The organism is Burkholderia sp. Bp9016, assembly GCF_003857765.1.
Lineage (GTDB): Bacteria > Pseudomonadota > Gammaproteobacteria > Burkholderiales > Burkholderiaceae > Burkholderia.
Genome location: NZ_QTPY01000019.1, coordinates 30,063 through 54,401, shown reverse-complemented (window position 1 = coordinate 54,401; position 24,339 = coordinate 30,063). Strand labels below are relative to the sequence as shown.

The 24,339-nt window shown below is 65.4% G+C and carries 23 protein-coding genes; 13 read left to right on the top strand and 10 right to left on the bottom strand.

Annotated elements, in window-relative coordinates:
* Positions 1 to 59 precede the first annotated feature (59 nt).
* Both eno and ftsB read left to right on the top strand, forming a co-directional pair.
* Positions 60 to 1,343 (top strand): phosphopyruvate hydratase, encoded by a 1,284-nt coding sequence (gene eno / locus DIE13_RS22695; protein WP_006478406.1) that lies wholly within the window; start codon positions 60 to 62, stop codon positions 1,341 to 1,343.
* Between the two features lie 82 nt (positions 1,344 to 1,425).
* On the top strand, positions 1,426 to 1,848 hold the full coding sequence (gene ftsB / locus DIE13_RS22690; RefSeq protein ID WP_124829454.1) for a cell division protein FtsB: 423 nt from the start codon (positions 1,426 to 1,428) through the stop codon (positions 1,846 to 1,848).
* Positions 1,849 to 1,933: 85 nt separating this feature from the next.
* Here the strand turns inward: ftsB and DIE13_RS22685 are convergent, their stop codons facing one another.
* From DIE13_RS22685 to DIE13_RS22670, 3 genes are all read right to left on the bottom strand, one after another.
* Positions 1,934 to 2,287, bottom strand: a complete 354-nt coding sequence (locus tag DIE13_RS22685) for a hypothetical protein (protein ID WP_124829377.1) — start codon at positions 2,285 to 2,287, stop codon at positions 1,934 to 1,936.
* A gap of 168 nt (positions 2,288 to 2,455) precedes the next feature.
* Entirely contained in the window at positions 2,456 to 3,406 is a 951-nt protein-coding gene (gene hslO, locus DIE13_RS22675; RefSeq protein ID WP_124829376.1) for an Hsp33 family molecular chaperone HslO, read from the bottom strand.
* A gap of 25 nt (positions 3,407 to 3,431) precedes the next feature.
* Complete coding sequence (locus DIE13_RS22670; protein ID WP_096507258.1) at positions 3,432 to 3,956, bottom strand: gamma carbonic anhydrase family protein; 525 nt, start codon at positions 3,954 to 3,956, stop codon at positions 3,432 to 3,434.
* Positions 3,957 to 4,100: 144 nt separating this feature from the next.
* Between DIE13_RS22670 and DIE13_RS22665 the strand changes: the two genes are divergently transcribed.
* From DIE13_RS22665 to DIE13_RS22620, 10 genes are all read left to right on the top strand, one after another.
* A complete protein-coding gene (locus tag DIE13_RS22665) occupies positions 4,101 to 4,967 on the top strand; it encodes a ferritin-like domain-containing protein (protein ID WP_124829375.1) in 867 nt (288 codons plus the stop codon).
* Between the two features lie 159 nt (positions 4,968 to 5,126).
* On the top strand, positions 5,127 to 6,017 hold the full coding sequence (locus tag DIE13_RS22660; protein WP_124829374.1) for an alpha/beta fold hydrolase: 891 nt from the start codon (positions 5,127 to 5,129) through the stop codon (positions 6,015 to 6,017).
* Between the two features lie 82 nt (positions 6,018 to 6,099).
* Positions 6,100 to 6,930, top strand: coding sequence for a 3',5'-nucleoside bisphosphate phosphatase (locus DIE13_RS22655; protein ID WP_124829373.1), 831 nt, complete (start codon positions 6,100 to 6,102; stop codon positions 6,928 to 6,930).
* Positions 6,931 to 7,002: 72 nt separating this feature from the next.
* Positions 7,003 to 7,635 (top strand): L-threonylcarbamoyladenylate synthase, encoded by a 633-nt coding sequence (locus DIE13_RS22650; RefSeq protein WP_124829372.1) that lies wholly within the window; start codon positions 7,003 to 7,005, stop codon positions 7,633 to 7,635.
* 48 nt (positions 7,636 to 7,683) lie between these two features.
* Complete coding sequence (locus DIE13_RS22645) at positions 7,684 to 8,346, top strand: site-2 protease family protein (RefSeq protein WP_124829371.1); 663 nt, start codon at positions 7,684 to 7,686, stop codon at positions 8,344 to 8,346.
* Between the two features lie 8 nt (positions 8,347 to 8,354).
* Entirely contained in the window at positions 8,355 to 9,557 is a 1,203-nt protein-coding gene (locus DIE13_RS22640; protein WP_124829370.1) for a tryptophan--tRNA ligase, read from the top strand.
* A gap of 9 nt (positions 9,558 to 9,566) precedes the next feature.
* Complete coding sequence (locus DIE13_RS22635) at positions 9,567 to 10,169, top strand: class I SAM-dependent methyltransferase (protein ID WP_124829369.1); 603 nt, start codon at positions 9,567 to 9,569, stop codon at positions 10,167 to 10,169.
* 47 nt (positions 10,170 to 10,216) lie between these two features.
* Positions 10,217 to 11,122, top strand: coding sequence for a 4-hydroxy-tetrahydrodipicolinate synthase (gene dapA, locus DIE13_RS22630; protein WP_124829368.1), 906 nt, complete (start codon positions 10,217 to 10,219; stop codon positions 11,120 to 11,122).
* 111 nt (positions 11,123 to 11,233) lie between these two features.
* Positions 11,234 to 12,379: an outer membrane protein assembly factor BamC gene (gene bamC, locus DIE13_RS22625; RefSeq protein ID WP_124829367.1), complete on the top strand. Its 1,146-nt coding sequence runs from the start codon at positions 11,234 to 11,236 to the stop codon at positions 12,377 to 12,379.
* Positions 12,380 to 12,382: 3 nt separating this feature from the next.
* Positions 12,383 to 13,159, top strand: coding sequence for an MBL fold metallo-hydrolase (locus tag DIE13_RS22620; RefSeq protein WP_124829366.1), 777 nt, complete (start codon positions 12,383 to 12,385; stop codon positions 13,157 to 13,159).
* Positions 13,160 to 13,469: 310 nt separating this feature from the next.
* Here DIE13_RS22620 and DIE13_RS33850 read toward each other — a convergent pair whose 3' ends face one another.
* Both DIE13_RS33850 and DIE13_RS22605 read right to left on the bottom strand, forming a co-directional pair.
* Positions 13,470 to 13,715 carry a hypothetical protein gene (locus DIE13_RS33850; protein WP_011657350.1) on the bottom strand — a complete coding sequence of 82 codons (246 nt, stop codon included), beginning with the start codon at positions 13,713 to 13,715 and terminating at the stop codon, positions 13,470 to 13,472.
* 54 nt (positions 13,716 to 13,769) lie between these two features.
* On the bottom strand, positions 13,770 to 14,990 hold the full coding sequence (locus DIE13_RS22605; RefSeq protein WP_124829364.1) for a cupin domain-containing protein: 1,221 nt from the start codon (positions 14,988 to 14,990) through the stop codon (positions 13,770 to 13,772).
* Positions 14,991 to 15,022: 32 nt separating this feature from the next.
* Between DIE13_RS22605 and DIE13_RS22600 the strand changes: the two genes are divergently transcribed.
* Positions 15,023 to 15,565: a peptidylprolyl isomerase gene (locus DIE13_RS22600; protein WP_124829363.1), complete on the top strand. Its 543-nt coding sequence runs from the start codon at positions 15,023 to 15,025 to the stop codon at positions 15,563 to 15,565.
* Here the strand turns inward: DIE13_RS22600 and DIE13_RS22595 are convergent.
* The 5 genes from DIE13_RS22595 to DIE13_RS22575 all read right to left on the bottom strand — a co-directional run bounded on the left by DIE13_RS22595 (position 15,545) and on the right by DIE13_RS22575 (position 24,141).
* Entirely contained in the window at positions 15,545 to 16,819 is a 1,275-nt protein-coding gene (locus tag DIE13_RS22595; RefSeq protein WP_175751592.1) for a hypothetical protein, read from the bottom strand. The two genes, DIE13_RS22600 and DIE13_RS22595, sit on opposite strands and share 21 nt — an antisense overlap.
* On the bottom strand, positions 16,800 to 19,457 hold the full coding sequence (mutS, locus tag DIE13_RS22590) for a DNA mismatch repair protein MutS (RefSeq protein WP_124829362.1): 2,658 nt from the start codon (positions 19,455 to 19,457) through the stop codon (positions 16,800 to 16,802). Before mutS ends, DIE13_RS22595 begins: the two co-directional genes overlap by 20 nt.
* 338 nt (positions 19,458 to 19,795) lie before the next feature.
* Positions 19,796 to 20,680 carry a UTP--glucose-1-phosphate uridylyltransferase GalU gene (gene galU, locus DIE13_RS22585; protein ID WP_124829361.1) on the bottom strand — a complete coding sequence of 295 codons (885 nt, stop codon included), beginning with the start codon at positions 20,678 to 20,680 and terminating at the stop codon, positions 19,796 to 19,798.
* A gap of 721 nt (positions 20,681 to 21,401) precedes the next feature.
* Entirely contained in the window at positions 21,402 to 23,024 is a 1,623-nt protein-coding gene (locus DIE13_RS22580) for an NAD(P)/FAD-dependent oxidoreductase (RefSeq protein WP_124829360.1), read from the bottom strand.
* A 313-nt stretch (positions 23,025 to 23,337) separates the two neighbouring features.
* Positions 23,338 to 24,141 (bottom strand): inositol monophosphatase family protein, encoded by an 804-nt coding sequence (locus DIE13_RS22575; RefSeq protein WP_096507276.1) that lies wholly within the window; start codon positions 24,139 to 24,141, stop codon positions 23,338 to 23,340.
* Positions 24,142 to 24,339 lie beyond the last annotated feature (198 nt).

The window sequence follows — 24,339 nt, the reverse complement described above, 5'->3', positions numbered from 1 at the left end:
CTTCCTGTGTGCGCGCCGTCGCAGTTTGAAGAATCCATCGTCATTCTCAGAGGAAACCCATGAGTGCAATCGTAGATATCATCGGCCGCGAGATTCTGGATTCGCGCGGCAACCCCACCGTCGAATGCGACGTGCTGCTCGAATCGGGCACGATGGGCCGCGCGGCGGTCCCGTCGGGTGCGTCCACAGGCTCGCGTGAAGCCATCGAACTGCGCGACGGCGAAGCCGGCCGGTACAACGGCAAGGGTGTGCTGAAGGCAGTCGAGCACATCAACACCGAAATCTCCGAAGCCATCATGGGCCTCGACGCGTCGGAACAGGCGTTCCTCGACAAGACGCTGCTCGAGCTGGACGGCACCGACAACAAGTCGCGTCTCGGCGCGAATGCGATGCTGGCCGTGTCGATGGCCGTCGCGAAGGCTGCTGCCGAAGAGGCAGGCCTGCCGCTGTACCGCTACTTCGGCGGTTCGGGTGCGATGCAACTGCCGGTGCCGATGATGAACATCGTCAACGGCGGCGCGCACGCGAACAACAGCCTCGACATCCAGGAATTCATGATCGTTCCGGTCAGCCAGCCGACGTTCCGTGAAGCACTGCGTTGCGGCGCGGAAGTGTTCCATGCGCTGAAGAAGATCCTGAGCGACCGCGGCATGAGCACCGCAGTCGGCGACGAAGGCGGTTTCGCACCGAACTTCGGCAGCAACGACGAGTGCCTGTCGACGATCCTGCAGGCGATCGAGAAGGCTGGCTACCGTGCGGGCGAAGACGTGCTGCTCGCGCTCGACTGCGCAGCTTCCGAGTTCTACCACGACGGCAAATACCAGCTCGCGGGTGAAGGCCTGCAGCTGTCGTCGGCCGAATTCACCGACTACCTCGCCACGCTCGCCGACAAGTTCCCGATCGTGTCGATCGAAGACGGCATGCACGAAAGTGACTGGGACGGCTGGAAGCTGCTGACCGATCGCCTCGGCAAGAAGGTGCAACTGGTCGGCGACGACCTGTTCGTCACGAACACGCGCATCCTGAAGGAAGGCATCGAGAAGGGCATCGCCAACTCGATCCTGATCAAGATCAACCAGATCGGCACGCTGACCGAAACGTTCGCGGCCATCGAGATGGCGAAGCGCGCGGGCTACACGGCCGTGATCTCGCACCGCTCGGGCGAAACGGAAGATTCGACGATCGCGGACATCGCGGTCGGCCTGAATGCCGGTCAGATCAAGACGGGTTCGCTGTCGCGCAGCGACCGCATCTCGAAGTACAACCAGCTGCTGCGCATCGAGGAAGATCTCGGCGATATCGCGAGCTACCCGGGCAAATCGGCTTTCTATAACCTGCGCTAACGCGCTACTATCGGGTTCGTCATCTCGACGCCGCTCTGTGCATGTCGCGCGGAGCGGCGCTTCTTATATCTGCGTTTCTTACATGCGGCTTGTCACTGTCGTCCTGATTGCCTTGCTGGCGCTCATTCAGTACCCCCTATGGTGGGGACACGGCGGCTGGCTGCGGGTGCACGAATTGCGTCAGCAGCTTGACGATCAGCTCCAGAAGAATGCGGACGAGAAGTTGCGCAACGAGCGGATCGCCGGCGAAGTGCAGGATCTGCAAAGCGGCACCGCGGCTATCGAGGAGCGTGCGCGCTACGAGATGGGCATGGTCAAGGACGGCGAAGTATTCGTGCAGTTCGTGTCGCCGAATGCACCGGCCGGCCCGCTGAACAATGCGCCGGCAAGCACCTCGATACGCGCGGACGTATCTGCGGCGCCCGTGCGCGTCGTGCCGAACCCTCAGCCGATGGCGAGATCGTCGCGGCATCACGGCGAGAAGGGCAAGGCCGCTCATCACTGAGCGAAGCAGTCCGAATCATTGAAAAAGCGCGGGAAATACCGCGCTTTTTTATTTCCCGGCAGTCGTCAATCGACCCGGCGAAGCATTACCACCACCAGCCCGGATAGCCGTAACCGTAGCCGATGCCGGTTCCCCACCGGTTTCCCCATCCGCCGTAATAGCCGCCATAGATCGTCACGGGCGGCGGCGAGTAATACGCCCACGCGCGTGCGGCCGCCTCGGCCGCCATTGCATTGCTCTGTTCGCGCAGCACCTGCTTGTCGATCTCGTCGTAGCGTTTGCGCTCGGCGCTCGACAACGCGGGCGGTTGGCCACCCGATGCGCCCGGTTCGGGCAGGCGGCTCAGGATAGTGGACGTGGGCTGGACCGCGCAGCCGGCGAGCGCGAGCGTGCCGGCGACGACAGCGGTCAGGACGACGGAGCGGAACGGGTAATCCATGTATCTCTCCAGCAGCCCGCCGACGGCGGGAAGCGGCTTGCACCGAAGGCCGGGCCTGCGGCGCCTGAGCCGTGCGTGCGACGCTTGTGCGTCATTATGCGCCCGCACTCGCACCCGCACCCGCACCCGCACCCGCACCCGCACCCGCATCGCAGGCGCGGGCGCGCGTCAGTGACGCTGCTCGGTCGCGGGCGTGATGCCGGTTGCGAGCTCCGGTGCGGCGAACAACTGCGCGACGTCGACCGGGTCGAACTCGTAGCGCTGGTTGCAGAACTCGCAGTGGATTTCGACGTGGCCGCGCTCGACGATCACGCTGTCGACTTCGTCGCGGCCGAGCATGCGCAGCATCGCGCCGACCTTCTCGCGCGAGCACGAGCACTGGAAGCGTGCACCGGTCGGCTCGAAGTGCTGCACGTTTTCCTGCCAGAACAGCCGCCGGAACACGACTTCGGGTTCGACCTCGAGCAGTTCCTTCGCGGACAGCGTGCCGCCGAGCGTGCAGACACGCTCCCACGTGTCGGCGTCCGTCTCGGCGTTGCGCGGCACGATGCCGCCGTCGCCCGGCAGCTTCTGCAGCAGCATGCCGACCGCGCGATCGCGATCGGCTGCAAGCCACAGCCGTGTGTCGAGCTGCTCCGAGTGGTGCATGTAATGCTCGAGCACCTGGGAAACCGATTCGTGCGGACCGTCGACGCCGTTCAGCGGGACGATGCCCTGGTAGGGTTGCTGGCCCGGCAGCTTGTCGGCCGGGTCGAGCGTGATCACGCAACGGCCGTGGCCGCTCGCGTTGACGAGCGACGCGAAGCTCGTGTCGTCGCCGATCGTCTGGGCCGAGTCGCCGGCGAACTTGGCCGTGGCCCGTATCGACAGATCCGAACTGCACTGGACGACCAGCATCTGGACCGGCCCGTCGCCGAAGATCTGCATGATCAGGGTGCCGTGAAATTTCAGGTTCGCGGACAGCAGCGCGCACGCGGCCATCATCTCGCCGAGCACGGTGCGCACCGGGGCAGGGTAGTCGCGGCGCGCGAGCACCTCTTGCCACGTGTTGCGCAGCGAAACGATCTCGCCGCGCACCGGTGCCGAATTGAACATGAATTTCTGTAACTGGTCGCTCACTCTTCTTCCTTGAAATCCGTGCGAATCACCCGATCCGCACGAGTTGCTCCTTGAAATGCGCACGCCGCTCGACGTACGTTTTCGCATTTGCGCGCAGCCGCGCGATGTCGTCTGCCGACAGCTCGCGTACGACTTTCGCCGGTGCGCCGAGAATCAGCGAATTGTCCGGGAACGTCTTGCCTTCCGTCACGACCGCGCCGGCACCTACCAGACAGTTGCGGCCGATTACCGCTCCATTCAAGACCACTGCCTGAATGCCGATCAGCGAACCCTCGCCGATCGTGCACCCGTGCAGCATCGCCTGGTGCCCGATCGTCACGTTTTCGGCAATCGTCAGGGGAAAGCCGGGGTCCGTATGCAGTACCGCGCCTTCCTGGACGTTGCTGCCGACGCCGACGGTAATCGTCTCGTTGTCGCCGCGAATCGTCGCGCCGAACCATACGCTCGCATTCTCCTCGAGCACGACCTTGCCGATGATGGCCGCCGTATCGGCGACGAACACGCTTTCGTGGATCGTCGGGGCCGTATCGCCCAGTTTGTAGATCGTCACGGAGTCTCCTGGTCTCTTCGATGATGGGCGCCGGTACAATGGCGCGTCTGGCGTGCCCGGCGCGTTGCGTCGCGGCACAAACGCATATTGTAAACCGTCGCGCGCGTGCGCTCCCGCGATGCGGGCGGGCGGTGTCCCGGTCTGATGAACATGGAGTCTTCTTCTGCTGCTGCCGTGCCGGCCTGCATGCGCCGCTTTGCGCTCGATGCGCTGCAGATGTCCGAGCCTGCCGCGAAGGCCGCGCAGGTACGCGCGCTGTACGACTCATTGCTGGCCGGACGGGCCGCGATCTCGCCGTTGCTCGACCTGAGCGAGCCGGCCGGGCTGCCCGGGCGTCCGGCGTGCCCGCCGCTCGTCGAGCCGCGCCAGCTTGAGCGGCGCAGCATGCGCTCGCCAGCCGGGCGCGCGGTGTTGCTGCACGCGCTCGCCCATATCGAATTCAACGCGATCAACCTCGCGCTCGACGCGGTGTGGCGCTTTCGCGGGTTGCCGGACGCTTTTTATGCGGACTGGCTGAAGGTCGCGGCCGAGGAGGCCTATCACTTCACGCTGCTGTCCGATCGGCTTGCCGCGTTCGGACACGGGTACGGCGACTTTCCCGCCCACAACGGACTGTGGGACATGTGCGAACGGACCAAGGCCGACGTGCTCGCGCGCATGGCGCTCGTGCCGCGCACGCTCGAGGCGCGTGGACTCGACGCGTCGCCGCCCATCCGCGCGCGGCTCGTGCAGGCGGGCGACGATGCATCGGCGGCGATTCTCGATGTGATCCTGCGCGACGAAATCGGCCATGTCGCGATCGGGAACCGCTGGTTCCGGCACCTGTGCGACGAGGCGGGGCGCGATCCGGTACCGGCTTACCGCGAGCTCGCCGCGCAATACCATGCGCCGCGGCTGCGTGGTCCGTTCAATTTCGACGCGCGCCGTACCGCGGGATTCGAGCAGGCGGAACTGGACGAACTCGCCGCGCAGGATGGCGCGGACGCGGGAGCCGGGAAGGCTGCGGACTAGCGTGGGCCGCCGGCGCGCCCGACGGCAATCGTCGGCGCCGGCCACCGCTTCATCGCGCCTTGGGTGCGTTGCCGCTAGAGACCCGCCTCCACTGCCGAGTGCCGGAACAAAGGCGTCGCCGCTATAATCGAACGACCATTCTTTTTTTGGGCGGCTGCAATGAATGCCTCGAGTTCTGTTTCCGACTTCGTCACGGTCCGCGGCGTCCGGCTGCATGTGCGGCGCTGGGGCCGGCCTGACGCGCCTACGCTCTTCATGCTGCACGGCTGGATGGACGTCGCGGCATCGTTTCAGTTCGTCGTCGACGCGCTCGCCGGCGACTGGCAGGTGATCGCGCCGGATGCGCGCGGCTTCGGCCTGTCCGACTGGCCGGTCGCGCGGCAGGGTGGCGGCCATTACTGGTTTCACGAGTACCTGGGCGATCTCGACGCGCTTCTGGACCACTATGCGCCGACCGGCGAAGTCAACCTGGTCGGGCACAGCATGGGGGCGAACGTCGTGTGCCTGTACGCGGGTGCACGGCCGGAGCGGGTGCGGCGCGTGGTCGATCTCGAAGGGTTCGGGCTTGCGCCGGCGCGAGCCGAGCAGGCGCCGCGCCGTCTGCGCGGCTGGCTCGACGAACTGCGCGAGCCGCCGGTGCTGCGCCCGTACGCGTCGCTCGACGAGGTCGCGGCCCGGCTGACCAAGACCAATCCGCGGCTCGATCCGCGTCGGGCCTCGTTTCTCGCCGCTCACTGGTCGAAGCGTGGCGACGACGGCCTGTATCACCTGCTGGCGGACCCGGCGCACAAGATGGCGGGTCCGATGCTGTACCGCCTCGACGAGGTGATGGCCGTCTGGACGAAGGTGCGCGCGAAGGTGCTGCACGTCGAGGCCGTCAATTCGCCGACGCTCGCGTACCTTGCCGGCGACATCCCGTTGCCGGAGTTCAAGGCCCGCTTCAGCGCGTTCCCGGACTGGCGCGAAAAGCTCGTCGAAGATGCCGGTCACATGGTCCATCACGACCAGCCCGAGCAGATCGCGGCGCTGATCGAGGCGTTCTGCGCATAGGCCGGCGGCGGCGGCGGCGGGGCAGGCGGGCGGCGGAATTGTCGCGTTGCAGTAGAATGAAGCTTCACCTGCCATACCGACAATGAACGCTGATCTCCACTGCCATTCGAATGTTTCCGACGGGTTGCTGTCGCCTGCCGACGTCGCGCGCCGCGCCCATGCCGGCGGCGTGACCCTGTGGGCGCTGACCGACCACGACGAAATCGGCGGCCAGGCGGCGGCGCGAAGCGAGGCGGAAGCACTCGGTATGCGTTACCTGAGCGGCGTCGAGATTTCGGTCACGTGGGCGTCGCGCACCGTGCACATCGTCGGGCTGAACATCGATCCTTCGAGCCCGACGCTCGTCGACGGCCTTTATCGCACGCGCCACGGCCGTGCCGCGCGTGCGCAGGCGATCGCCGCGCAGCTCGAGACGCTCGGCATTTCGGGCGCGTACGAAGGCGCGCTGAAGTACGTATCGAATCCCGACCTGATCTCGCGCACCCACTTCGCGCGCTTTCTCGTCGAGAACGGCCACGCCGCATCGACCTCCGACGTGTTCGACCGCCTGCTCGGCGACGGCAAGCCGGGTTTCGTTCCGCACCGCTGGGCGACGCTGCCCGACGCGGTTGCATGGATCCGTGCCGCGGGCGGCGAGGCCGTGGTCGCGCACCCGGGCCGCTACCGCTATACGCCGGTCGAATTCGACGCATTCTTCGGCGAATTCATCGATCTCGGCGGCCGCGCGATCGAGGTCATCACGGGCAGCCACACGCCCGACCAGTACCGCGAATACGCGGACGTCGCGCGCCGCTTCGGCTTCGAAGTGTCGCGCGGCTCGGATTTTCATGCGCCGGGTGAGGGCCGTATCGAGCTCGGCAGCCTGCCGCCGTTGCCGCCCGACCTGAAACCGGTCTGGGTGCGCTGGCTCTGACCCGAACCGGCCGTCCGCCGTTCGTGTTGCCGTCGACGCGCGCATCCGACTTTTCCCTCTTTACGTACCCCCATGTCCCAGTTCTTCAGGATTCATCCGGATAATCCGCAGCCGCGCCTGATCAATCAGGCTGCGGAGATCGTCAACAAGGGCGGCGTCATCGCGATACCGACCGATTCGAGCTATGCGCTCGCGTGCCATCTCGACGACAAGGATGCGGTCGAGCGGGTGCGCCGCATCCGCGGCCTCGACGAGAAGCAGCACCTGTCGCTGCTCGTGCGCGACCTGTCGGAGCTGGCCAATTTCGCGATGGTGGACAACCGCCAGTACCGGCAGATCAAGTCGGTGACGCCGGGCCCGTACGTATTCATCCTGCAGGCGACGAAGGAAGTGCCGCGCCGGCTGTCGCACCCTTCGCGCAAGACGATCGGGCTGCGTGTGCCCGATCACGCGATCACGCTCGCGCTGCTCGAGTCGCTCGGCCAGCCGCTGCTCGGTACGACGCTGATCCTGCCGCCCGACGACGAGCCGCTCAACGACCCCGAGGACATTCGCGCGCGGCTCGAGAAGCAGGTCGATCTCGTGATCGACGGTGGCGCGTGCCCGCGCGAGCCGTCGACGGTGATAGACCTGACGGGCGACGAGCCACAACTCGTGCGCGCGGGGCGCGGTGCACTCCAACCGTTCGGCCTCTCGGCCGCGTAAGCGCGCCGTTCATTTTTTGCGCGAATGCGCTTGTTACAATAACGCGATATGGATGCTTCCCTGATACAGACCATCGCCGTCTACGCGCTGCCCGTGATCTTCGCGATCACGCTGCACGAGGCCGCGCACGGCTACGCCGCGCGCCTGCTCGGCGACAACACCGCCTACATGATGGGGCGCGTGTCGTTCAACCCGATGCGCCACATCGATCCGATCGGCACGATCGCGATCCCGCTCGCGATGTATTTCCTGACCGGCGGCGCTTTCCTGTTCGGCTATGCGAAGCCGGTGCCGGTATCGTTCCGAAACCTGCGCGATCCGCGCTGGGGCAGCCTGTGGGTGTCGCTCGCGGGCCCCGCCTGCAATTTCGTGCAGGCGCTGATCTGGGGCGTGCTGAGCGTCGTGCTTGCAGCGACCGGTATCGACGAACCGTTCTTCACGCGGATGGCGTACGCCGGCGTCAGCGCCAACCTCGTGCTCGGCGTGCTGAACCTGTTCCCGCTGCCGCCGCTCGACGGCGGCCGCATACTGGCGGCGCTGCTGCCGCCGAAGCAATCGATCGCGCTGTCGCGCATCGAGCCGTACGGTTTCATCATCGTCCTCGTGCTGGTCGCGACGGGCGTGCTGACGAACTTCTGGCTGCGTCCGCTCGTGAACGCCGCCGCCGGCATCCTGAGTGCCATCCTGTCTCCATTCGCCTCGCTTTTCTAACGACAATCATGTTCCCAGATCGTATTTTCTCCGGCATGCGACCCACCGGGTCGCTGCACCTCGGCCACTACCACGGCGTGCTGAAAAACTGGGTGAAGCTGCAGTCCGAGTACCCGTGTTTCTTCTGCGTGGTCGACTGGCATGCGCTGACGACGCACTATGAAACGCCCGAGGTCATCGAGAAGAACGTGTGGGACGTGCTGATCGACTGGCTCGCGTCCGGCATCGATCCGGCGCAGGCGACGCTGTTCATCCAGAGCAAGGTGCCCGAGCATGCAGAGCTCGCGCTGCTGCTGGGCATGAGCACGCCGCTCGGCTGGCTCGAGCGCGTGCCGACCTACAAGGAGCAGATGGAGAAGCTGAAGGACAAGGATCTGTCGACCTATGGGTTCCTCGGCTACCCGGTGCTGATGGCGGCCGACATCCTGCTGTATCGCGGCTCGCTCGTGCCGGTCGGTGAAGACCAGGTGCCGCACGTCGAGATGACGCGCGAGATCGCGCGCCGCTTCAACTACCTGTACGGCCGCGAGCCGGGCTTCGAGGAGAAGGCGCTCGAAGCCGCGAAGAAGCTCGGCGGCAAGCGCGCGAAGCTCTATCACGAACTGCGCAATGCATACCAACAGGAGGGCGACGACGAGGCGCTCGAACAGGCGCGCGCGATGCTGCACGAATCGCAGAGCCTGTCGATGAGCGACCGCGAACGCCTGTTCGGGTACCTCGAGGGCGCGCGCAAGATCATCCTGGTCGAGCCGCAGGCACTGCTGACCGAAGCGTCCCGGATGCCGGGCCTCGACGGCCAGAAGATGTCGAAGTCGTACGGCAACACGATCGGCCTGCGCGAAGACGCGGAGACGATCACGAAAAAGGTCCGCACGATGCCGACCGATCCGGCGCGCGTGCGCCGCACCGATCCGGGCGACCCCGACAAGTGCCCGGTGTGGCAGCTCCATCAGGTCTATACCGACGAAACGACGCACGACTGGGTGCAGAAGGGCTGCCGCTCGGCGGGCATCGGCTGCCTCGACTGCAAGCAGCCGGTCGTCGAAGGGATCCTGCGCGAACAGCAACCGATGCTCGAGCGCGCGCAGAAGTACATGGACGATCCGTCGCTGCTGCGTGCGATCGTCGCGGACGGCTGCGACAAGGCGCGCAAGCACGCGGTCGAGACGATGCGCGACGTGCGCGACGCGATGGGCCTGTCGTATACCTGAGCTGGCGGCATGCGCGAACCTGTCATTGCCGCCGCGGGCGGCCACGTCGCCCAGACCGAGCCGTCGCGCTGGGTCGCCCGGTGGTCCGGGCTCGTTCCGGCAGGCGGCGCGGTGCTCGACGTCGCTGCGGGCGGCGGCCGCCACGCACGCTGGTTCGCGTCGCGCGGGCATCCGGTCGTTGCAGTCGACCGTGACCCGGCCGCGCTCGCCGTATTGCGCGCGATTCCTGGTGTCGACGTGCGCGAAGCCGATCTCGAGGGCGCGCCATGGCCGCTGCCGGCCGAGCAGTCGTTCTCGGCCGTGATTGTCACCCATTATCTGCATCGTCCGCTCTGGCCCCATCTGCTTGACGCATTGGCGCCGGGCGGCGTGCTGATCTACGAAACCTTCGCGCAAGGAAACGAAACGGTCGGCAAACCGTCCAATCCCGCGTTCCTGCTCGCTCCTGGCGAGTTGCTGGACGCGGTGCGCGGCCGCCTGCGGGTGGTTGCGTACGAGGACGGTTTTGTTGCCGCGCCGCGCGAGGCATTCGCTCAGCGCATCTGCGCGGTACGCGAGGGCGCGACCCCGACGGCGGGGGCGGGAATTCCACGTTACGAACTGCCCGGCTAATCCGCTACAATCTCAACGTTTACCGGTACATCAATCAATCGCGTTTCATGGCTAACGGCACCCAAGACGGCATTCAAATCCGCGGCAGCATCCCCGCGATCGTCACCCCGATGCTCGAAGACGGCAGTCTCGATCTGCCGGCGTTCCGCAAACTGATCGACTGGCATATCGAGGAAGGCACCGATGCGCTCGTCGTGGTCGGCACGAGCGGCGAGTCGGCAACGCTCAGCGTCGAAGAGCACATCCTGATGATCCGCACGGCGGTCGAGCATGCGGCGAAGCGCATCCCGATCATCGCCGGCGCGGGCGGCAACTCGACGGCGGAGGCAATCGAGCTGACGAAGCACGCGCAGGCCGTCGGCGCCGACGCGACGCTGCAGGTCGTGCCTTACTACAACAAGCCCACGCAGGAAGGGATGTACCGGCACTTCAAGACGATCGCGGAAGCGGTCGACCTGCCGGTGATCCTGTACAACGTGCCGGGCCGTACGGTCGCCGATATGGCGCACGAGACGACGCTGCGCCTCGCGCAGGTGCCAGGCATCATCGGCGTGAAGGAAGCGACGGGCAACATCGATCGCGCCGCGCACCTGATCAAGGCCGCGCCGAAGCATTTCGCGATCTACAGCGGCGACGATCCGACTGCGATCGCGCTGATGCTGCTTGGCGGCCACGGCAACATTTCGGTGACGGCAAACGTCGCGCCGCGCGCGATGAGCGACCTGTGCCGCGCGGCGCTGGCCGGCGACGTCGCAACGGCGCGCGAACTGCACATGAAGCTGCTGTCGCTGCACAAGAACCTGTTCATCGAGGCGAACCCGATTCCGGTGAAATGGGCGCTGCAGGCGATGGGCAAGATGCAGGGCGGCATTCGCCTGCCGCTCACGCCGCTCGACGAGCGCTGCCACGATGTCGTGCGTTCGGCCCTCGTCGAGGCCGGCGTCCTCGCCTGATGCCGAGGCGGCCGCGTCCTGCGGCCGCCGGCTCGACCCCTCATCAACCCGCACCGGCCGGCTCCGTCCGGCGCCGCTCCTGACGAGCGTTCTAGCAAGACGAAGGATTTCATGAAACGTTTCGCCTTTTCCTCTCGCGCCATCCAGGTTTCAGTGGTGGCGCTGGCGCTGGGCGCGCTCGCCGGCTGCGATACGCTGAACGACTACCTGGCCCCTGACCGGGTCAACTACAAGAACACGGGTTCGGCGCCGCCGCTCGCGGTGCCGAGCGACCTGAAGCCCGTGCCGACGACGCAGCAGTTCGTTGCGCCGCCGACCAACGCCGGCCTCGGCACGCTGCCGCCGCGGGCGACGACGACCGCCGGCAACGCTACCGACGGCGTCCCGAACGCACAGGATCCGCTCGGCATGCATATCGAGCGCGATGGCGACCACCGCTGGCTTGTCGTGGACGGGCGCACGCCCGAGCAGCTGTGGCCGATCCTGAAGGAATTCTGGCAGGAAAACGGCTTCTCGCTGAAGACCGACGCGCCGTCGACCGGCATCATGGCCACCGACTGGGCCGAGAACCGCGGGAACATTCCTGACGACTGGTTTCGCCGCACGATCGGCAAGGTCATCGACTTCGCATACTCGTCCGGCACGCGCGACCGTTTCCGTACGCTCGTGACCCGCACGCCGAACGGCAACACCGACATCTCGATCACGCACAGCGCGATGGAGGAAATGATGGTCGGCCCGCAGGGCGGCACGTCGTCGCGCTGGGAAGAGCGTCCGCGCAATCCGGTGCTCGAGGCCGTGTTCCTGTCGAAGCTGATGCAGAAGTTCGGCCTGACCGATGCGCAGGCGAAGCAACTGCTGGCCGATGCGCATCCGGCAGCGGCGCAGGCGCAGGTCAGCGATGCGAGCAACGGCGCGGCGACGCTGCAACTGGCCGAGTCGTTCGATCGTGCGTGGCTGCGTGTCGGTCTTGCACTCGACCGCACCAACTTCGCGGTCGACAATCGCGACCGCGAGAAGGGCCTGTACACCGTCCGCTACGCGAATACGATGGAAGAGCTCAAGCGCGACGGACTGTTCGGCAAGCTGTTCTACGGCGGCCCGACGGCAGCCAAGCCCGGCAAGGAATACCTGGTCAACGTGCGGGCTCAGGGCAATGGCGGCACGCAGGTCGCTGTGGTCGACGCAAACGGCCAGATCGACAACTCGTCTGATGCGCAGCGGATCATTTCGCTGCTCCACGCGCAGTTGAACTAACGCGTGCGCTTCGCCAGCCTCGGTAGCGGCAGCGAAGGCAACGCGCTGGTCGTCGAGGCCTCGAGTGGCACGACGACCACCCGCGTACTGCTCGACTGCGGCTTTTCAGCAAAGGAGGTCGAGCGCCGGCTCGGCCGCCTGAATCTCGGCATCGACGATCTCGATGCGATCCTCGTCACCCACGAACACAGCGACCACGTCGGCAGTGCGCTGACGCTCGCGCGGCGCGGGTCACTGCCGCTCTACATGAGCTGGGGCACGGCACGCGCGGTGGGCGCGGACGAGGCCGATGTTGATCTCCACGTGCTGTGGGGCGACGAGACGGCTTCGATACGCGATCTGGCCATCATGCCCTATACGGTGCCCCACGACGCGCGGGAACCGCTCCAGTTCGTCTTCATGGACGGTTGCAGCCGGCTCGGCGTGCTGACCGATGTCGGGATGGCCACGTCGCACATCACAACCGTCCTGAGCGGCTGCGACGCACTGGTGCTTGAATCCAACCACGATACCGCGATGCTCGCGGGAAGCCGCTATCCGCAATCGCTGAAGGCACGGATCGGCGGCAATCACGGCCACCTGAGCAACGATGCGGCGGCCGGTATCCTCGCGTCGCTCGAACGCAGCCGTTTGCGGCATCTGGTTGCTGCGCACCTGAGCCAGCAGAACAATCGGCCGGAGCTGGCCCGCCAGGCGTTGGCCGGCGTGCTGGGAACGGACGGGGAGGAGGTGGTCGTGGCCACGCAGGATGCGGGCTTCGACTGGCTGACGCTCGGCTGAGCGGGGGCGGGCGGCGGCGCCTGGCCCGATCCGACGGTTGTCCGGCACGATGCGCGTACCGGCAGACGTAAAAAAACCGGCCCCTCGGGCCGGTTTTTTTTCAGCTGACGCTGAGGCTTACTGGCTTGCGCCCGAAGCCGGAGCAGCCATAGCAGCCGAAGCGTCCGACGCTGCAGCAGCCGTTGCGTCGCTCGCAGCAGCCGCTGCCGACGAAGCAGCAGCAGCAGCGTCGCTCGCAGCACCAGCAACTGCCGAAGCAGCCGACGAAGCAGCAGCCGATGCGTCGCTAGCAGCCGACGAAGCAGCTTGATCAGCGCTCTTGTTGCAAGCAGCCAGTGCAACAGCAGCCAACAGGGAAGCTACGAGGAGGGATTTCTTCATGATCACGTCCTTTTATGGTTAAAGGTAAGCAACAGCGCGAAACAATACCGGTAATGTGCTCCAACACCGACCTGGGCCGCTGGTGGAGACGCACTTCTAGAGCGTGAATCTTCCCTACGGCTTGGGCGGAAATTATATGCACTTTCCTATCGACCGTCGACAAATGCGGGGTCAATACGTTGTCTTTCCCATACAGAATTTGATCTGTACGGGCATACGGGGCGGCCCACTAAACCCGGTTTCCGACCCGTATCCAGCCCGCACAATACCACTCGTGCAGCAAGGCTGTCATTGAGGGAACCCGGGATAGTGTTACAAACCGTTTCGCCTCCATCCGGCGCAGATTGGCCAGTTCGGGCAGCCATTCGCCGGCCTGCTCGAGCGGTTCTTCCTCGCCATTAATGAAGTACGAGCGCGCGTTATACATCAATGCGGCGCGTCTGTCGAGATACACGCCACGGCGTGACGCCTGGGCAACGAAAGCGGCCTCGGACAGCGGGCGTGCCGGCGGCTCGAATACGACGTTCGATTTCGGCTCGCTCAGGTAGCAGCCGAGGAATTGCGCGACGTCGCGCTTGCGCCAGCGGATCGAATCGACGATCTCTGCGACGCGTTCGACCATCGCCGGCGGGAGCTCGGCTGGCGAGCCGACCGCGGGCTGCTTCGGGTCGCGGTAGAGCGTGTCGCCGTGCTCGTCGCGCAGGCCGCCGCGTTCGGCGAGGTAGTACAGGAACTGCGCGCCCAGTTCGCCGGCGGACGGCGCCCGAAAGCCGATCGAGCAGGTCATGCATTCACCTTCGGCCACGCCGTCGTGCGCGATGTGCGGCGGCAGGTACAGCATGTCGCCGGGTTCCAGCACCCATTCGTCGCTCGGCTCGAAATGCTCGAGGATCTTCAGCGGCACGTCCGGCTGCAGCGACAGATCCTTCTGGGCGCCGATGCGCCAGCGGCGCCGGCCTTCGACCTGCAGCAGGAACACGTCGTACGAGTCGAAGTGCGGGCCGACGCCGCCGCCGTCCGTCGCATACGAGATCATCAGGTCGTCGAGGCGTGCGTCGGGGATGAAGCGGAAGCGGTCGAGCAGCGCGCGTGCCGCGTCGACGTGCAGGTCCAGCCCTTGCACGAGCAAGGACCAGGACTTGCGCGAAACGGCAGGCAGCGAACCCGGTTCAAACGGACCGTGCGCCAGTTGCCACTTGTTACGAAAATGCGTGATCAGTCGCGATTCCGCGTCATAGTCGGCAGCCAGCTCAAACAGCGCGTCGCGCGTGATCGGCGCTTTTACGCCGGGAATCGCCTGGCGGATCAGCAACGGCTTTTTCTGCCAGTAGCGGCGCATGAATTGCGCTGGCGTGAGACCACCGAGCAGCGGCGTGGGAAGATCGGGGGGCGGCGCGCCGAGCGCGGCGGCAGCGGCATCCCGAGGTTCGGCTTGAGACCGGTTGCGCATCGTATAATGAGACTTGTATTTGGGAGAATTGGATGAAAATCGCAAAAAACACCGTCGTGTCGGTCACTTACAAGCTGTCGGATGCACATGGCAATCTGATCGAGGAAAGCGACGAGCCGATGATCTATCTGCACGGCGGCTATGATGGCACGTTCCCCAAGATCGAGGAACAGCTCGACGGCCAGGAGCCGGGTTACCAGGCGCAGGTTCAGCTCGAACCGCAGGACGCATTCGGTGACTACGATCCCGAGCTCGTGAAGATCGAGCCGCGCGATCGTTTTCCCGAGCCGCTCGAAGTGGGCATGCAGTTCGAAGGCACGCCGGAAGACGGCGACGAGGAAGTTGATTCGCTGATCTACACGGTCACCGACATTGCCGAAGACAAGGTGGTGCTTGACGGCAACCACCCGCTCGCGGGCATGGCGCTGCGTTTTGCGCTCACCGTGAAGGACGTGCGCGAAGCGACCGAAGATGAGATCGAGCATGAACACGCGCATGGCGCGGAAGGGCTGGAAATCGTCGACGAGGACGAAGACGAGGACGGCGATGCGCCGTCAGGGCGTACCCTGCACTGAACTGTCCGGCAGGCCCGGCGCCGGCCCTGAAGCAGGGGGCGGCGCGGGCCACGACGCAGTGCCCGGCATCGTGCCGCCGCCTTGCAGCGGCGGTGCAACCGACGACGAGTCGGGCAGGGCCGGCAATGCCGGAATTTCCGGCATCTGGGGCAGCGGGACATCGTCGCGCGGCACGAGCGGCAGCGCGGGCGGGATCGGCAGATTCTTCGGCACGTCCTGCAGGCTCACGTTGAAGATCGTCTGCCGGGCCGGCGAGACGCTTACCTTCACCCACTGATTTGTCGGATGGCGCGGCCCGATCGCGACGCGCGTCACGTTTCCCACCAGCGCACCATCGTCCGCATGCAGCGGGCGGTCGATCAGGAATCCGTTCGCGAGCGGCTCGCTGCTTGCGTGCATCACCAGTATCGGGCCGCGGAATGCCGCTGCCGCCTTCACCAGCGTTCGTTTCAGTTCACGGAAGCCGTCGCGCACGCGCGGCCGGTTGAAACGCAGCCACGCAAACCGTTCCGCGCGATCGTAGCGATCGAACTGCGGATCGCCTTCGAAAATCACCACCATTGCACGCGCTTCACGCCGCTTCGCATATTCGGCCGCATGGTCGATCCAGAAATTGTTCGCGATGATGCGGTCTTCGAATTCGCCGTTGCGGCCGCCGGCCGTCAGGAAGTGGTTGTTCGGCGCCGGCGCGTTCAGCGTGACGTAGACGACGTCGTCGTGCATCCAGCGCGCATTCTCGCGATATGGCCGGAACCGGGCGACTTCGCTTTCGCGCGTGATCGGCAGCGCGCCGGCGTCGGGCAGGGCTGCATCGGCGAGCAGTGTCTGACGGAGGAAGTCCAGTCGCTCGACGGGATCGTAGCTGCCGCCTGCCGCGGTGCTGCATGTTACCCAGTCGTCGTGACCGGGGACGAATACGAGCGGCACGCGCGACGCGTCCAGGATCGCGCCGCGCTGCGTATAGAGCGAGTCGCGGCACGCTTCCTTCGCGCCCTTGATGTCGCCTGCATAGACGACGAAGGCCAGGTTGCGCTCGCGCGCGATCGATTCGAGCAGTCGTTGCGCCGCGGGCTCGTCGGCGGGTACGCTGATGACACCCGAGATGATCGCGAACGAATAGGGCGGGACCGCGCGCTTGGGTGGCGCGGCCAGCGCGCCGGCCTGCGCCAGCATGAGCGTCGCCGCCGTGGCGAGCGCGGCGGCGACGCGGGCCGGCCGGCCCGACGAGATGCGGTCAGGCGTGCCCGTCGGCATCGTGCGAACGGACCAGCGTGCGCAGTTCGTACAGCAGGTCGAGCGCGTCGCGCGGCTTGAGATCGTCGGGATCGATGTTGCGCAGCCTTTCGAGTGCCGGATGCGGGACGTCGGACGGGGGCGGCGCATCCGCGCATTCGAATTCGTCGGCCGCCGCGGGCGGCGCGCTGAACAGGTCGAGTTGCGGCGTGTGCTGCGTGGCCGACTGCTGTTCGAGATACGCGAGATGCTTGCGCGCGGCGCGAATCACGGGTGCCGGAACGCCTGCGAGTTGCGCGACCTGCAGCCCATAACTCTGGTTCGCCGGACCTTCGTTGACTGCGTGCAGAAACACGATGCCGTGACCGTGCTCGACGGCCGACAGGTGGACGTTGGCCGCTTGCGGGAATTCGGCGGGCAGTTGCGTCAGCTCGAAGTAGTGCGTTGCGAACAGCGTGTAGCAGCTGTTTTGCGCGAGCAGGTGGCGCGCGATGGCCCATGCGAGTGCGAGGCCGTCGAACGTTGACGTGCCGCGACCGATTTCGTCCATCAGCACGAGGCTTTGCGGCGTCGCGTCGTTGAGGATCGCTGCGGCTTCGGTCATTTCGACCATGAACGTCGAGCGGCCGCCGGCGAGGTCGTCGGCCGCGCCGATTCGCGTGAAGATGCGGTCGATCGGGCCGAAGCATGCCGATTTCGCGGGCACGTAGCTGCCGACGTACGCCATCAGCGCGATTAGCGCGGTCTGCCGCATGAACGTCGACTTGCCGCCCATGTTCGGGCCGGTGATCAGCAGCAGCTTGCGCTCGGTGCTGAACCGGCAGTCGTTCGCGATGAACTGCTCGACCTGCGCTTCCACGACCGGGTGACGCCCCTGTTCGATCTCGATGCCGACTTCATCGGTGAAGGCGGGCGCGACCCAGTCGAGCGTGCGGGCGCGCTCGGCGAACGCGGCGAGCACGTCGAGCTCCGCGAGCGCCGACGCGACGCGCTGGCACTCGGGAATGAACGGCAGCAACGCCTGCAGCACGCCGTCGTACAGCGCACGTTCGCGTGCCAGCGCACGTTCCTGGGCGGACAGCGCCTTGTCCTCGAAGGTCTTCAGTTCGGGCGTGATGTAGCGCTCGGCGTTCTTCAGCGTCTGGCGACGGCGATAGTCGTCGGGCACCTTGTCCGTCTGGCCGCGCGTGACCTCGATGTAGAAGCCGTGCACCTTGTTGTATTCGACCCGCAGGTTCGCGATGCCGGTGCGCGTGCGCTCGCGTGCTTCGAGATCGATCAGGAATTGTCCGCAGTTCTCGGAAATGTCGCGCAGCTCGTCGAGTTCCGCATCGTAGCCGCGTGCGATCACGCCGCCGTCGCGCACCATCGCGGCTGGCTCGGGCGCGATCGCGCTCGTCAGCAGGTCGAGGCATTCGGCGGGCGGCGCGAGCGCTGTATTGACGCGCGTGAGCGCATCCGCGTTCGCGACGATCGCGCTGATGCGCTCGCGCAATGCGGGCAGGGCCGCGAACGTGTCGCGCAGGCTCGACAGGTCGCGCGGCCGCGCGGACAGCAGGGCCAGGCGCCCGGTGATCCGCTCGACGTCCGCGATCTGGCGCAGCGCGCTGCGCAGCGCATCCAGGCTCGCGTTCGCGGGGGCGTCTAGCAGCGCGCCGATCGCCTGCTGGCGCGACTGCGCGGCTACCGACGCGCGCGGCGGATGATGCAGCCAGTGACGCAGCAGGCGGCTGCCCATCGTCGTGCAGCAGGTGTCGAGCAGCGAATACAGCGTCGGCGATTCGGTGCCGCGCAGCGTTTCGGTCAATTCGAGGTTGCGGCGCGTCGCCGGATCGAGGCCGATGTATTCCGTTTCGTTCTCGACCTTCAGGCTGCGCACGTGACGCAACTGCTGACCTTGCGTCGCGGCCGCGTACAGCAACAGCGCGCCCGCCGCGCCGCATGCGCTCGTCAGCGAGTGCGCGCCGAAACCGTCGAGGCCGGCGACGTCGAGCTGGTCGCACAGACGCTGCGTGCCCGAGGCGATATCGAAGTGCCATGCGGGCACGCGCCTGATCGCACCGGCGCTCGCCGGCACGGCGTCGGTTGCGCCGTCCGCCGTCAGGATCTCGGCCGGCCGGATGCGTTCGAGTGCGGCGCCGAGCTGGTCGGGTTCGATTTCGGCGAGTCGCAGCGCGCCGCTCGCGAGGTTCAGCCATGCGAGGCCGATATTGACCGCGACGCCGCGCTTGTTGTGGCCGGTGCACATCGCGAGCAGGTAAACGTCGTTCTTGTCGGACAGCAGCGCGGCATCGGTCAGCGTGCCGGGCGTGACGACGCGCACGACCTTGCGCTCGACCGGCCCTTTCGACGTGGCCGGGTCGCCGATCTGCTCGCAGATCGCCACCGATTCGCCCATCTTCACGAGCTTCGCCAGATACTGTTCGACCGCGTGATGGGGGACGCCGGCCATCTTGATCGGTGTGCCGGCCGACGCGCCGCGCTGCGTAAGGGTCAGGTCCAGCAGGCGTGCGGCCTTCTCCGCATCGTCGAAGAACAACTCGTAGAAGTCGCCCATCCGGTAGAAGACGAGCGTGTCGGGATGATCGGCCTTGATGCGCAGGTACTGCTGCATCATGGGGGTGTGGCCTGCAAAGGCCTCGGGCGACAGCGTGGTCATAGATCCGGCGTAAAGTTGTTGCTTGAGTCGCCCGAGTTTACCAGTGGCTCCGGTCGTTACGGCCGATGTTCGCCGATCGGCCGATTTCGGTCCGCGATTCGGAGACCGTCGGGTATTGTATTTCGGCGTGATGCCGGGTGAGTCGCCGGGCGTCTTCATTTTTTTCAGCGGCTCGCTGGATGGGCCTGCGGAGGCGGTGTCCCGGAAATCCGAAGTGTAGGGACAGATAATGTAGCGAACTGGGTCGACGTTGGCGCGGGAACTCCGATGCCCCGGCAATGGATGACGCGGAACGCGTCCCGAATGCCGGCACATCGAATCAGCCAGCCTTCTTCAGGTCATTCCGCCGGCGTCGCGTGCGCCCGTGCAGCCAGATACGCGGTGAAATCACTCCCGACCTCGGGATGGCGGAGCGCGAAATCGACTGTCGCTTTCAGGTAGCCGAGCTTGCTGCCGCAGTCGTATCGGGTACCGGCGTACCGATAGGCGAGAACCTGCTCTTCTGCGAGCAACGCCTGAATCCCGTCGGTCAATTGAAGCTCGCCACCCGCGCCAGGTTTCAGTCCGCGCAGGTGTTTGAAAATCCGCGGTTTGAGAATATAGCGGCCGACGACGCCAAGATTGGACGGTGCGACATCGGGTGCCGGCTTTTCGACGATCCCGGACATCTTGATGATCGACTCTTCCCATTCTTTACCGTCTACCACCCCATACGATTTCGTATCGGACGGCGGAATTTCTTCGACGCCGATAACCGAGCTATGGTAATGATCGAATACATCGACCATTTGTTTCATGACGGGCGGCTCACCGTCGAGCAGGTCATCGGCCAGAACGACTGCGAATGGATGATCGCCGACGAGCTTTTCGGCGCAGAGCACGGCATGCCCGAGCCCGAGTGCTTCGGGCTGTCGTACGTAAAAGCAGTCCACGTTGCGCGGCTTGATGCTGCGCACGAGATTCAGCAGTTTTTCTTTGCCGCGGGCTTCGAGTTCTGCCTCGACCTCGTACGATTTGTCGAAATGATCTTCGATGGCACGCTTGCTTCGGCCCGTGACAAAGATCATTTCGGTGATTCCGGCGGCGATCGCTTCCTCGACGGCGTACTGAATCAGCGGTTTATCGACGACGGGCAGCATTTCTTTCGGGCTGGCCTTGGTTGCCGGCAGAAAGCGTGTGCCTAAACCGGCTACGGGGAAAACTGCTTTCGTCACTCTTAGCATTGCATTTTCCTGATAGGAGTCGTCGCGGATCCGGACGCATTGCCGAAGCAATGCATCCCGCCGTCTTTCGTTTACCCGAATGAATTGTGCGTCGGGTTTTATTATGAATCGGGATTTTCAACCGGCGCTCGAATACCGCGCCAACGGAAACGGGAGTCTACTGAAGCGCCGCGTCATTGAAAAGCCGGGAGGCAATTTGGCCGAATCAAACGGGTATCGGAATCCGTCAGTTCTCCGATGACCATTCAATAACACGCGGTCGCCTTGAAAAGACGCAGGTACCGCCGGATTTTCGTGCGCGAGTGGGGGGCGGCGCACGGACAGCCCGGTGACCATCGCGTCGCCGCACTCGATCGCCACGCGCGCGATGGCCGTGCGAGGGTTATCGAGATTGTGGCAGGCAGGCACGAATGCGCTCGAGGTTCAGCTTCGGAGGCGGATCGTGCGCGGTGATGGCCGGGAGGTCGTCTGGTGCGCAAATCAGGAGGAGGGTGTTTGCCGTCGGAGGAATTGCCAAAAAGGCGAGTGCGACCGGCCCGGGAAGATCCGCAAGGATGCGGTCGGCTTTGCGTTCAGTTCGCTGCTTTCCGGCGGTTTTAACGAGGCTGCCGCCGTGGGCAACTCACCTCGCGGACGTGCTGGAGCAGCGCAGGCACCCCATGCTGTGCTGTCAGGTCCGACTCGGCACACGAGCCTTCGTGTGCCGAGCCTTTTCGGCGACTCAGGACGTGTGCGTCGACATCAGGTCGAGCGCCACGGCCTGCGCGACTTCGATGCCGTCGATGGCCGCCGAATAGATGCCACCCGCGTAGCCCGCGCCTTCGCCGGCCGGATAGAGTCCTGCGGTGTTCACGCTCTGGTAGTCGTCCTTGCGGCGAATCCGGATCGGTGACGACGTGCGCGTCTCCACACCGGTGAGCACGGCATCGTGCATCGCGAAGCCGGCGATCTTCTTGTCGATCTGCGGGAGCGCTTCACGAATGGCTTCGATCACGTAGTCGGGAAGTGCGGTGCTGAGATCGGTCGGGTGCACGCCGGGTTTGTACGACGGCACCACGGAGCCGAGCGACGTCGACGGCCGGCCCGCGATGAAATCGCCGACCAGCTGCCCCGGTGCGCTGTAGTCGCCGCCGCCGAGTTCGAACGCGCGTTCTTCCCATTTGCGCTGGAATGCGATGCCCGCCAGCGGGCCGCCCGGATAGTCTTCCGGCGTGATGCCGACGACGATACCCGCGTTCGCGTTGCGCTCGGCGCGGGAATACTGGCTCATCCCGTTGGTGACCACGCGGCCCGGCTCGGAGGTCGCCGCGACCACCGTGCCGCCGGGGCACATGCAGAAGCTGTAGACCGCCCGTCCGTTGCTGCAGTGGTGGACGACCTTGTAGTCGGCTGCGCCGAGTTGCTTGTGGCCCGCAAACTTGCCGAAGCGGCTGCGATCGATCAGCCCTTGCGGATGTTCGATCCGGAAGCCGAGCGAAAACGGCTTCGCTTCGACGTAGACGCCGCGATCGTGCAGCATCTGGAACGTGTCGCGCGCGCTGTGACCGACGGCCAGCACCACATGGTCGCATCGCAGCGTTTCGCCGTTCGACAGCTTGAGCGCGCGAACCTTGCCCTGATCGATTTCGATGTCCTCGACCCGGGTTTCGAAGCGTACTTCACCGCCCAGTTCGTGGATGGTCGCGCGCATTTTTTCCACCATGCTGACGAGGCGGAACGTGCCGATGTGCGGCCGGCTCAGATACAGGATGTCCTCCGGCGCGCCGGCCTTGACGAATTCGTCGAGCACCTTGCGGCCGTAGTGGTTCGGATCCTTGATCTGGCTGTACAGCTTGCCGTCGGAGAACGTGCCGGCCCCGCCTTCGCCGAACTGCACGTTGGACTCGGGGTTGAGCACGCTCTTGCGCCACAGGCCGAAGGTGTCCTTGGTGCGCTCGCGCACGGCCTTGCCGCGTTCGAGGATGATCGGGCGAAAGCCCATCTGCGCGAGGATCAGCCCTGCAAAGAGGCCGCACGGCCCCATACCGATGACGACCGGACGCAGGAAGTTGCCATGTTCGGGGGCCTTCGCGACGAAGTGGTACGCCATGTCGGGCGTCACGCCGCAATGCGGCGTGCCGGCGAGCCGCGGGAGCACGGCCGCTTCGTCCTTGACTTCGACATCGACGATATACGTGAGCTTGATGTCGGAGCGCTTGCGTGCATCGTGCGCGCGGCGAAACACCGTGTAACGGACGAGTCTGTCCGCCGCCACGCCGAGTTCCGCGAGGCGTGCGCGAATTGCAGCTTCGAGGGCGCTTTCGGGGTGGTCGAGAGGGAGTTTAAGTTCGCTTAGCCGTAACATGAGTATTCGGATACGGTTGCCACGAAGTCGTGGCGGTGTTGAGACGGGCGGGGGCCGGCATGCCGATGGCGACGTGGTGCGCCGCGCGAGCATTTCGCAGGCAACCCGGTTGGTGCCGGGAAACGCTCGGCGGGCTGCAGCACACTGACCAGACTGGACGACTCGCGCAATGTCAGGATAGGCGCCTGAAGCGGTTCTTGCGTGAGGAACATTTCGTTGTTCCTCAGCGCAATCGAACGGCGGCAGGCGCTCCATCATGACGGTACCGGCGCATGGTTCGCGCGAACCCGCGCCGCGCGGGCGCGGCTCGGGCTTACTCCGCTGCCGGGTGCAGGCGGCTGTAACGGTTCAGGATCGGGATCATCTGCGCGTAGATCTTCGGGTTCGCGGCGACGATCTCATGGCGATGCAGGAAATCGGCGTCGCCCGTGTAGTTGCCGACGAGGCCGCCGGCCTCGGTGATCAGCAGGCTGCCCGCAGCCATGTCCCACACGTTGATGCCTTGCTCGAAGAACGCGTCGAGACGGCCGGCCGCGACGTTCGCGAGGTCGAGTGCCGCGGCGCCCGGACGGCGCAGGCCCGTGCATGCCTGCGTCATTTCGGTGAACAGGCGCGCATAGGCGTCGAGGCCATCCTTTTCGCGGAACGGGAAGCCCGTGCCGACCAGCGCGTCCGACAGGCGGTCGCGACGGCCGACGCGGATGCGGCGATCGTTCAGGTAGGCGCCGCGACCGCGGGTGGCCGTAAACAGGTCGTTCTTGTTCGGATCGTAGACGACGGCCTGCGTGACGACGCCCTTGTGTTCGAGCGCGATCGATACGCAGTAGTACGGGAAGCCGTGGATGAAGTTGGTCGTGCCGTCGAGCGGATCGATGATCCACTTGAATTCGGATTCGTTCTCCGATTCGCCCGATTCTTCCGCGAGGATCGCGTGGTCAGGGTAGGCAGTCTTCAGCGTCTCGATGATCGCCTCTTCGGCGGCCTTGTCCACTTCGGTAACGAAGTCGTTCTGCTGCTTCTTGCGAATCTCGATCAGGTCAAGATCGAGGGAGGCACGATTGATGATCTGTCCGGCGCGGCGCGCAGCCTTGACAGCAATGTTGAGCATGGGATGCATGAGCCTGAATCCTGTAGCGGGCGGCACGAGCCGCCACGAAGTGGGACAACCCGCCCGGAACGGCGCAAACGTGCCTGGCGAGATGAGACGCAAATTGACAAAGAGCGGGGTACGACCCGCGTCGCACGAGGTGCGACGCGTAAACGCATGATTTTACCCGATTTTCGAGAGTTTCAGGTGACCGGAGTGCGGGGAAAC

Excerpts from the sequence above, each read along its gene's own strand:
- eno (WP_006478406.1), top strand. The coding sequence starts at position 60 with ATGAGTGCAATCGTAGATATCATCGGCCGCGAGATTCTGGATTCGCGC.
- DIE13_RS22650 (WP_124829372.1), top strand. The coding sequence starts at position 7,003 with ATGTCCCAGTTCTTCAGGATTCATCCGGATAATCCGCAGCCGCGCCTG.
- DIE13_RS22665 (WP_124829375.1), top strand. The coding sequence starts at position 4,101 with ATGAACATGGAGTCTTCTTCTGCTGCTGCCGTGCCGGCCTGCATGCGC.
- DIE13_RS22655 (WP_124829373.1), top strand. The coding sequence starts at position 6,100 with ATGAACGCTGATCTCCACTGCCATTCGAATGTTTCCGACGGGTTGCTG.
- DIE13_RS22575 (WP_096507276.1), bottom strand. The coding sequence starts at position 24,141 with ATGCATCCCATGCTCAACATTGCTGTCAAGGCTGCGCGCCGCGCCGGA.
- DIE13_RS22685 (WP_124829377.1), bottom strand. The coding sequence starts at position 2,287 with ATGGATTACCCGTTCCGCTCCGTCGTCCTGACCGCTGTCGTCGCCGGC.
- DIE13_RS22595 (WP_175751592.1), bottom strand. The coding sequence starts at position 16,819 with ATGCCGACGGGCACGCCTGACCGCATCTCGTCGGGCCGGCCGGCCCGC.
- mutS (WP_124829362.1), bottom strand. The coding sequence starts at position 19,457 with ATGACCACGCTGTCGCCCGAGGCCTTTGCAGGCCACACCCCCATGATG.
- DIE13_RS22635 (WP_124829369.1), top strand. The coding sequence starts at position 9,567 with ATGCGCGAACCTGTCATTGCCGCCGCGGGCGGCCACGTCGCCCAGACC.
- DIE13_RS22640 (WP_124829370.1), top strand. The coding sequence starts at position 8,355 with ATGTTCCCAGATCGTATTTTCTCCGGCATGCGACCCACCGGGTCGCTG.
- dapA (WP_124829368.1), top strand. The coding sequence starts at position 10,217 with ATGGCTAACGGCACCCAAGACGGCATTCAAATCCGCGGCAGCATCCCC.
- ftsB (WP_124829454.1), top strand. The coding sequence starts at position 1,426 with ATGCGGCTTGTCACTGTCGTCCTGATTGCCTTGCTGGCGCTCATTCAG.
- DIE13_RS22645 (WP_124829371.1), top strand. The coding sequence starts at position 7,684 with ATGGATGCTTCCCTGATACAGACCATCGCCGTCTACGCGCTGCCCGTG.
- bamC (WP_124829367.1), top strand. The coding sequence starts at position 11,234 with ATGAAACGTTTCGCCTTTTCCTCTCGCGCCATCCAGGTTTCAGTGGTG.
- DIE13_RS22605 (WP_124829364.1), bottom strand. The coding sequence starts at position 14,990 with ATGCGCAACCGGTCTCAAGCCGAACCTCGGGATGCCGCTGCCGCCGCG.
- galU (WP_124829361.1), bottom strand. The coding sequence starts at position 20,680 with ATGCTAAGAGTGACGAAAGCAGTTTTCCCCGTAGCCGGTTTAGGCACA.
- DIE13_RS22660 (WP_124829374.1), top strand. The coding sequence starts at position 5,127 with ATGAATGCCTCGAGTTCTGTTTCCGACTTCGTCACGGTCCGCGGCGTC.
- DIE13_RS22580 (WP_124829360.1), bottom strand. The coding sequence starts at position 23,024 with ATGTTACGGCTAAGCGAACTTAAACTCCCTCTCGACCACCCCGAAAGC.
- DIE13_RS22600 (WP_124829363.1), top strand. The coding sequence starts at position 15,023 with ATGAAAATCGCAAAAAACACCGTCGTGTCGGTCACTTACAAGCTGTCG.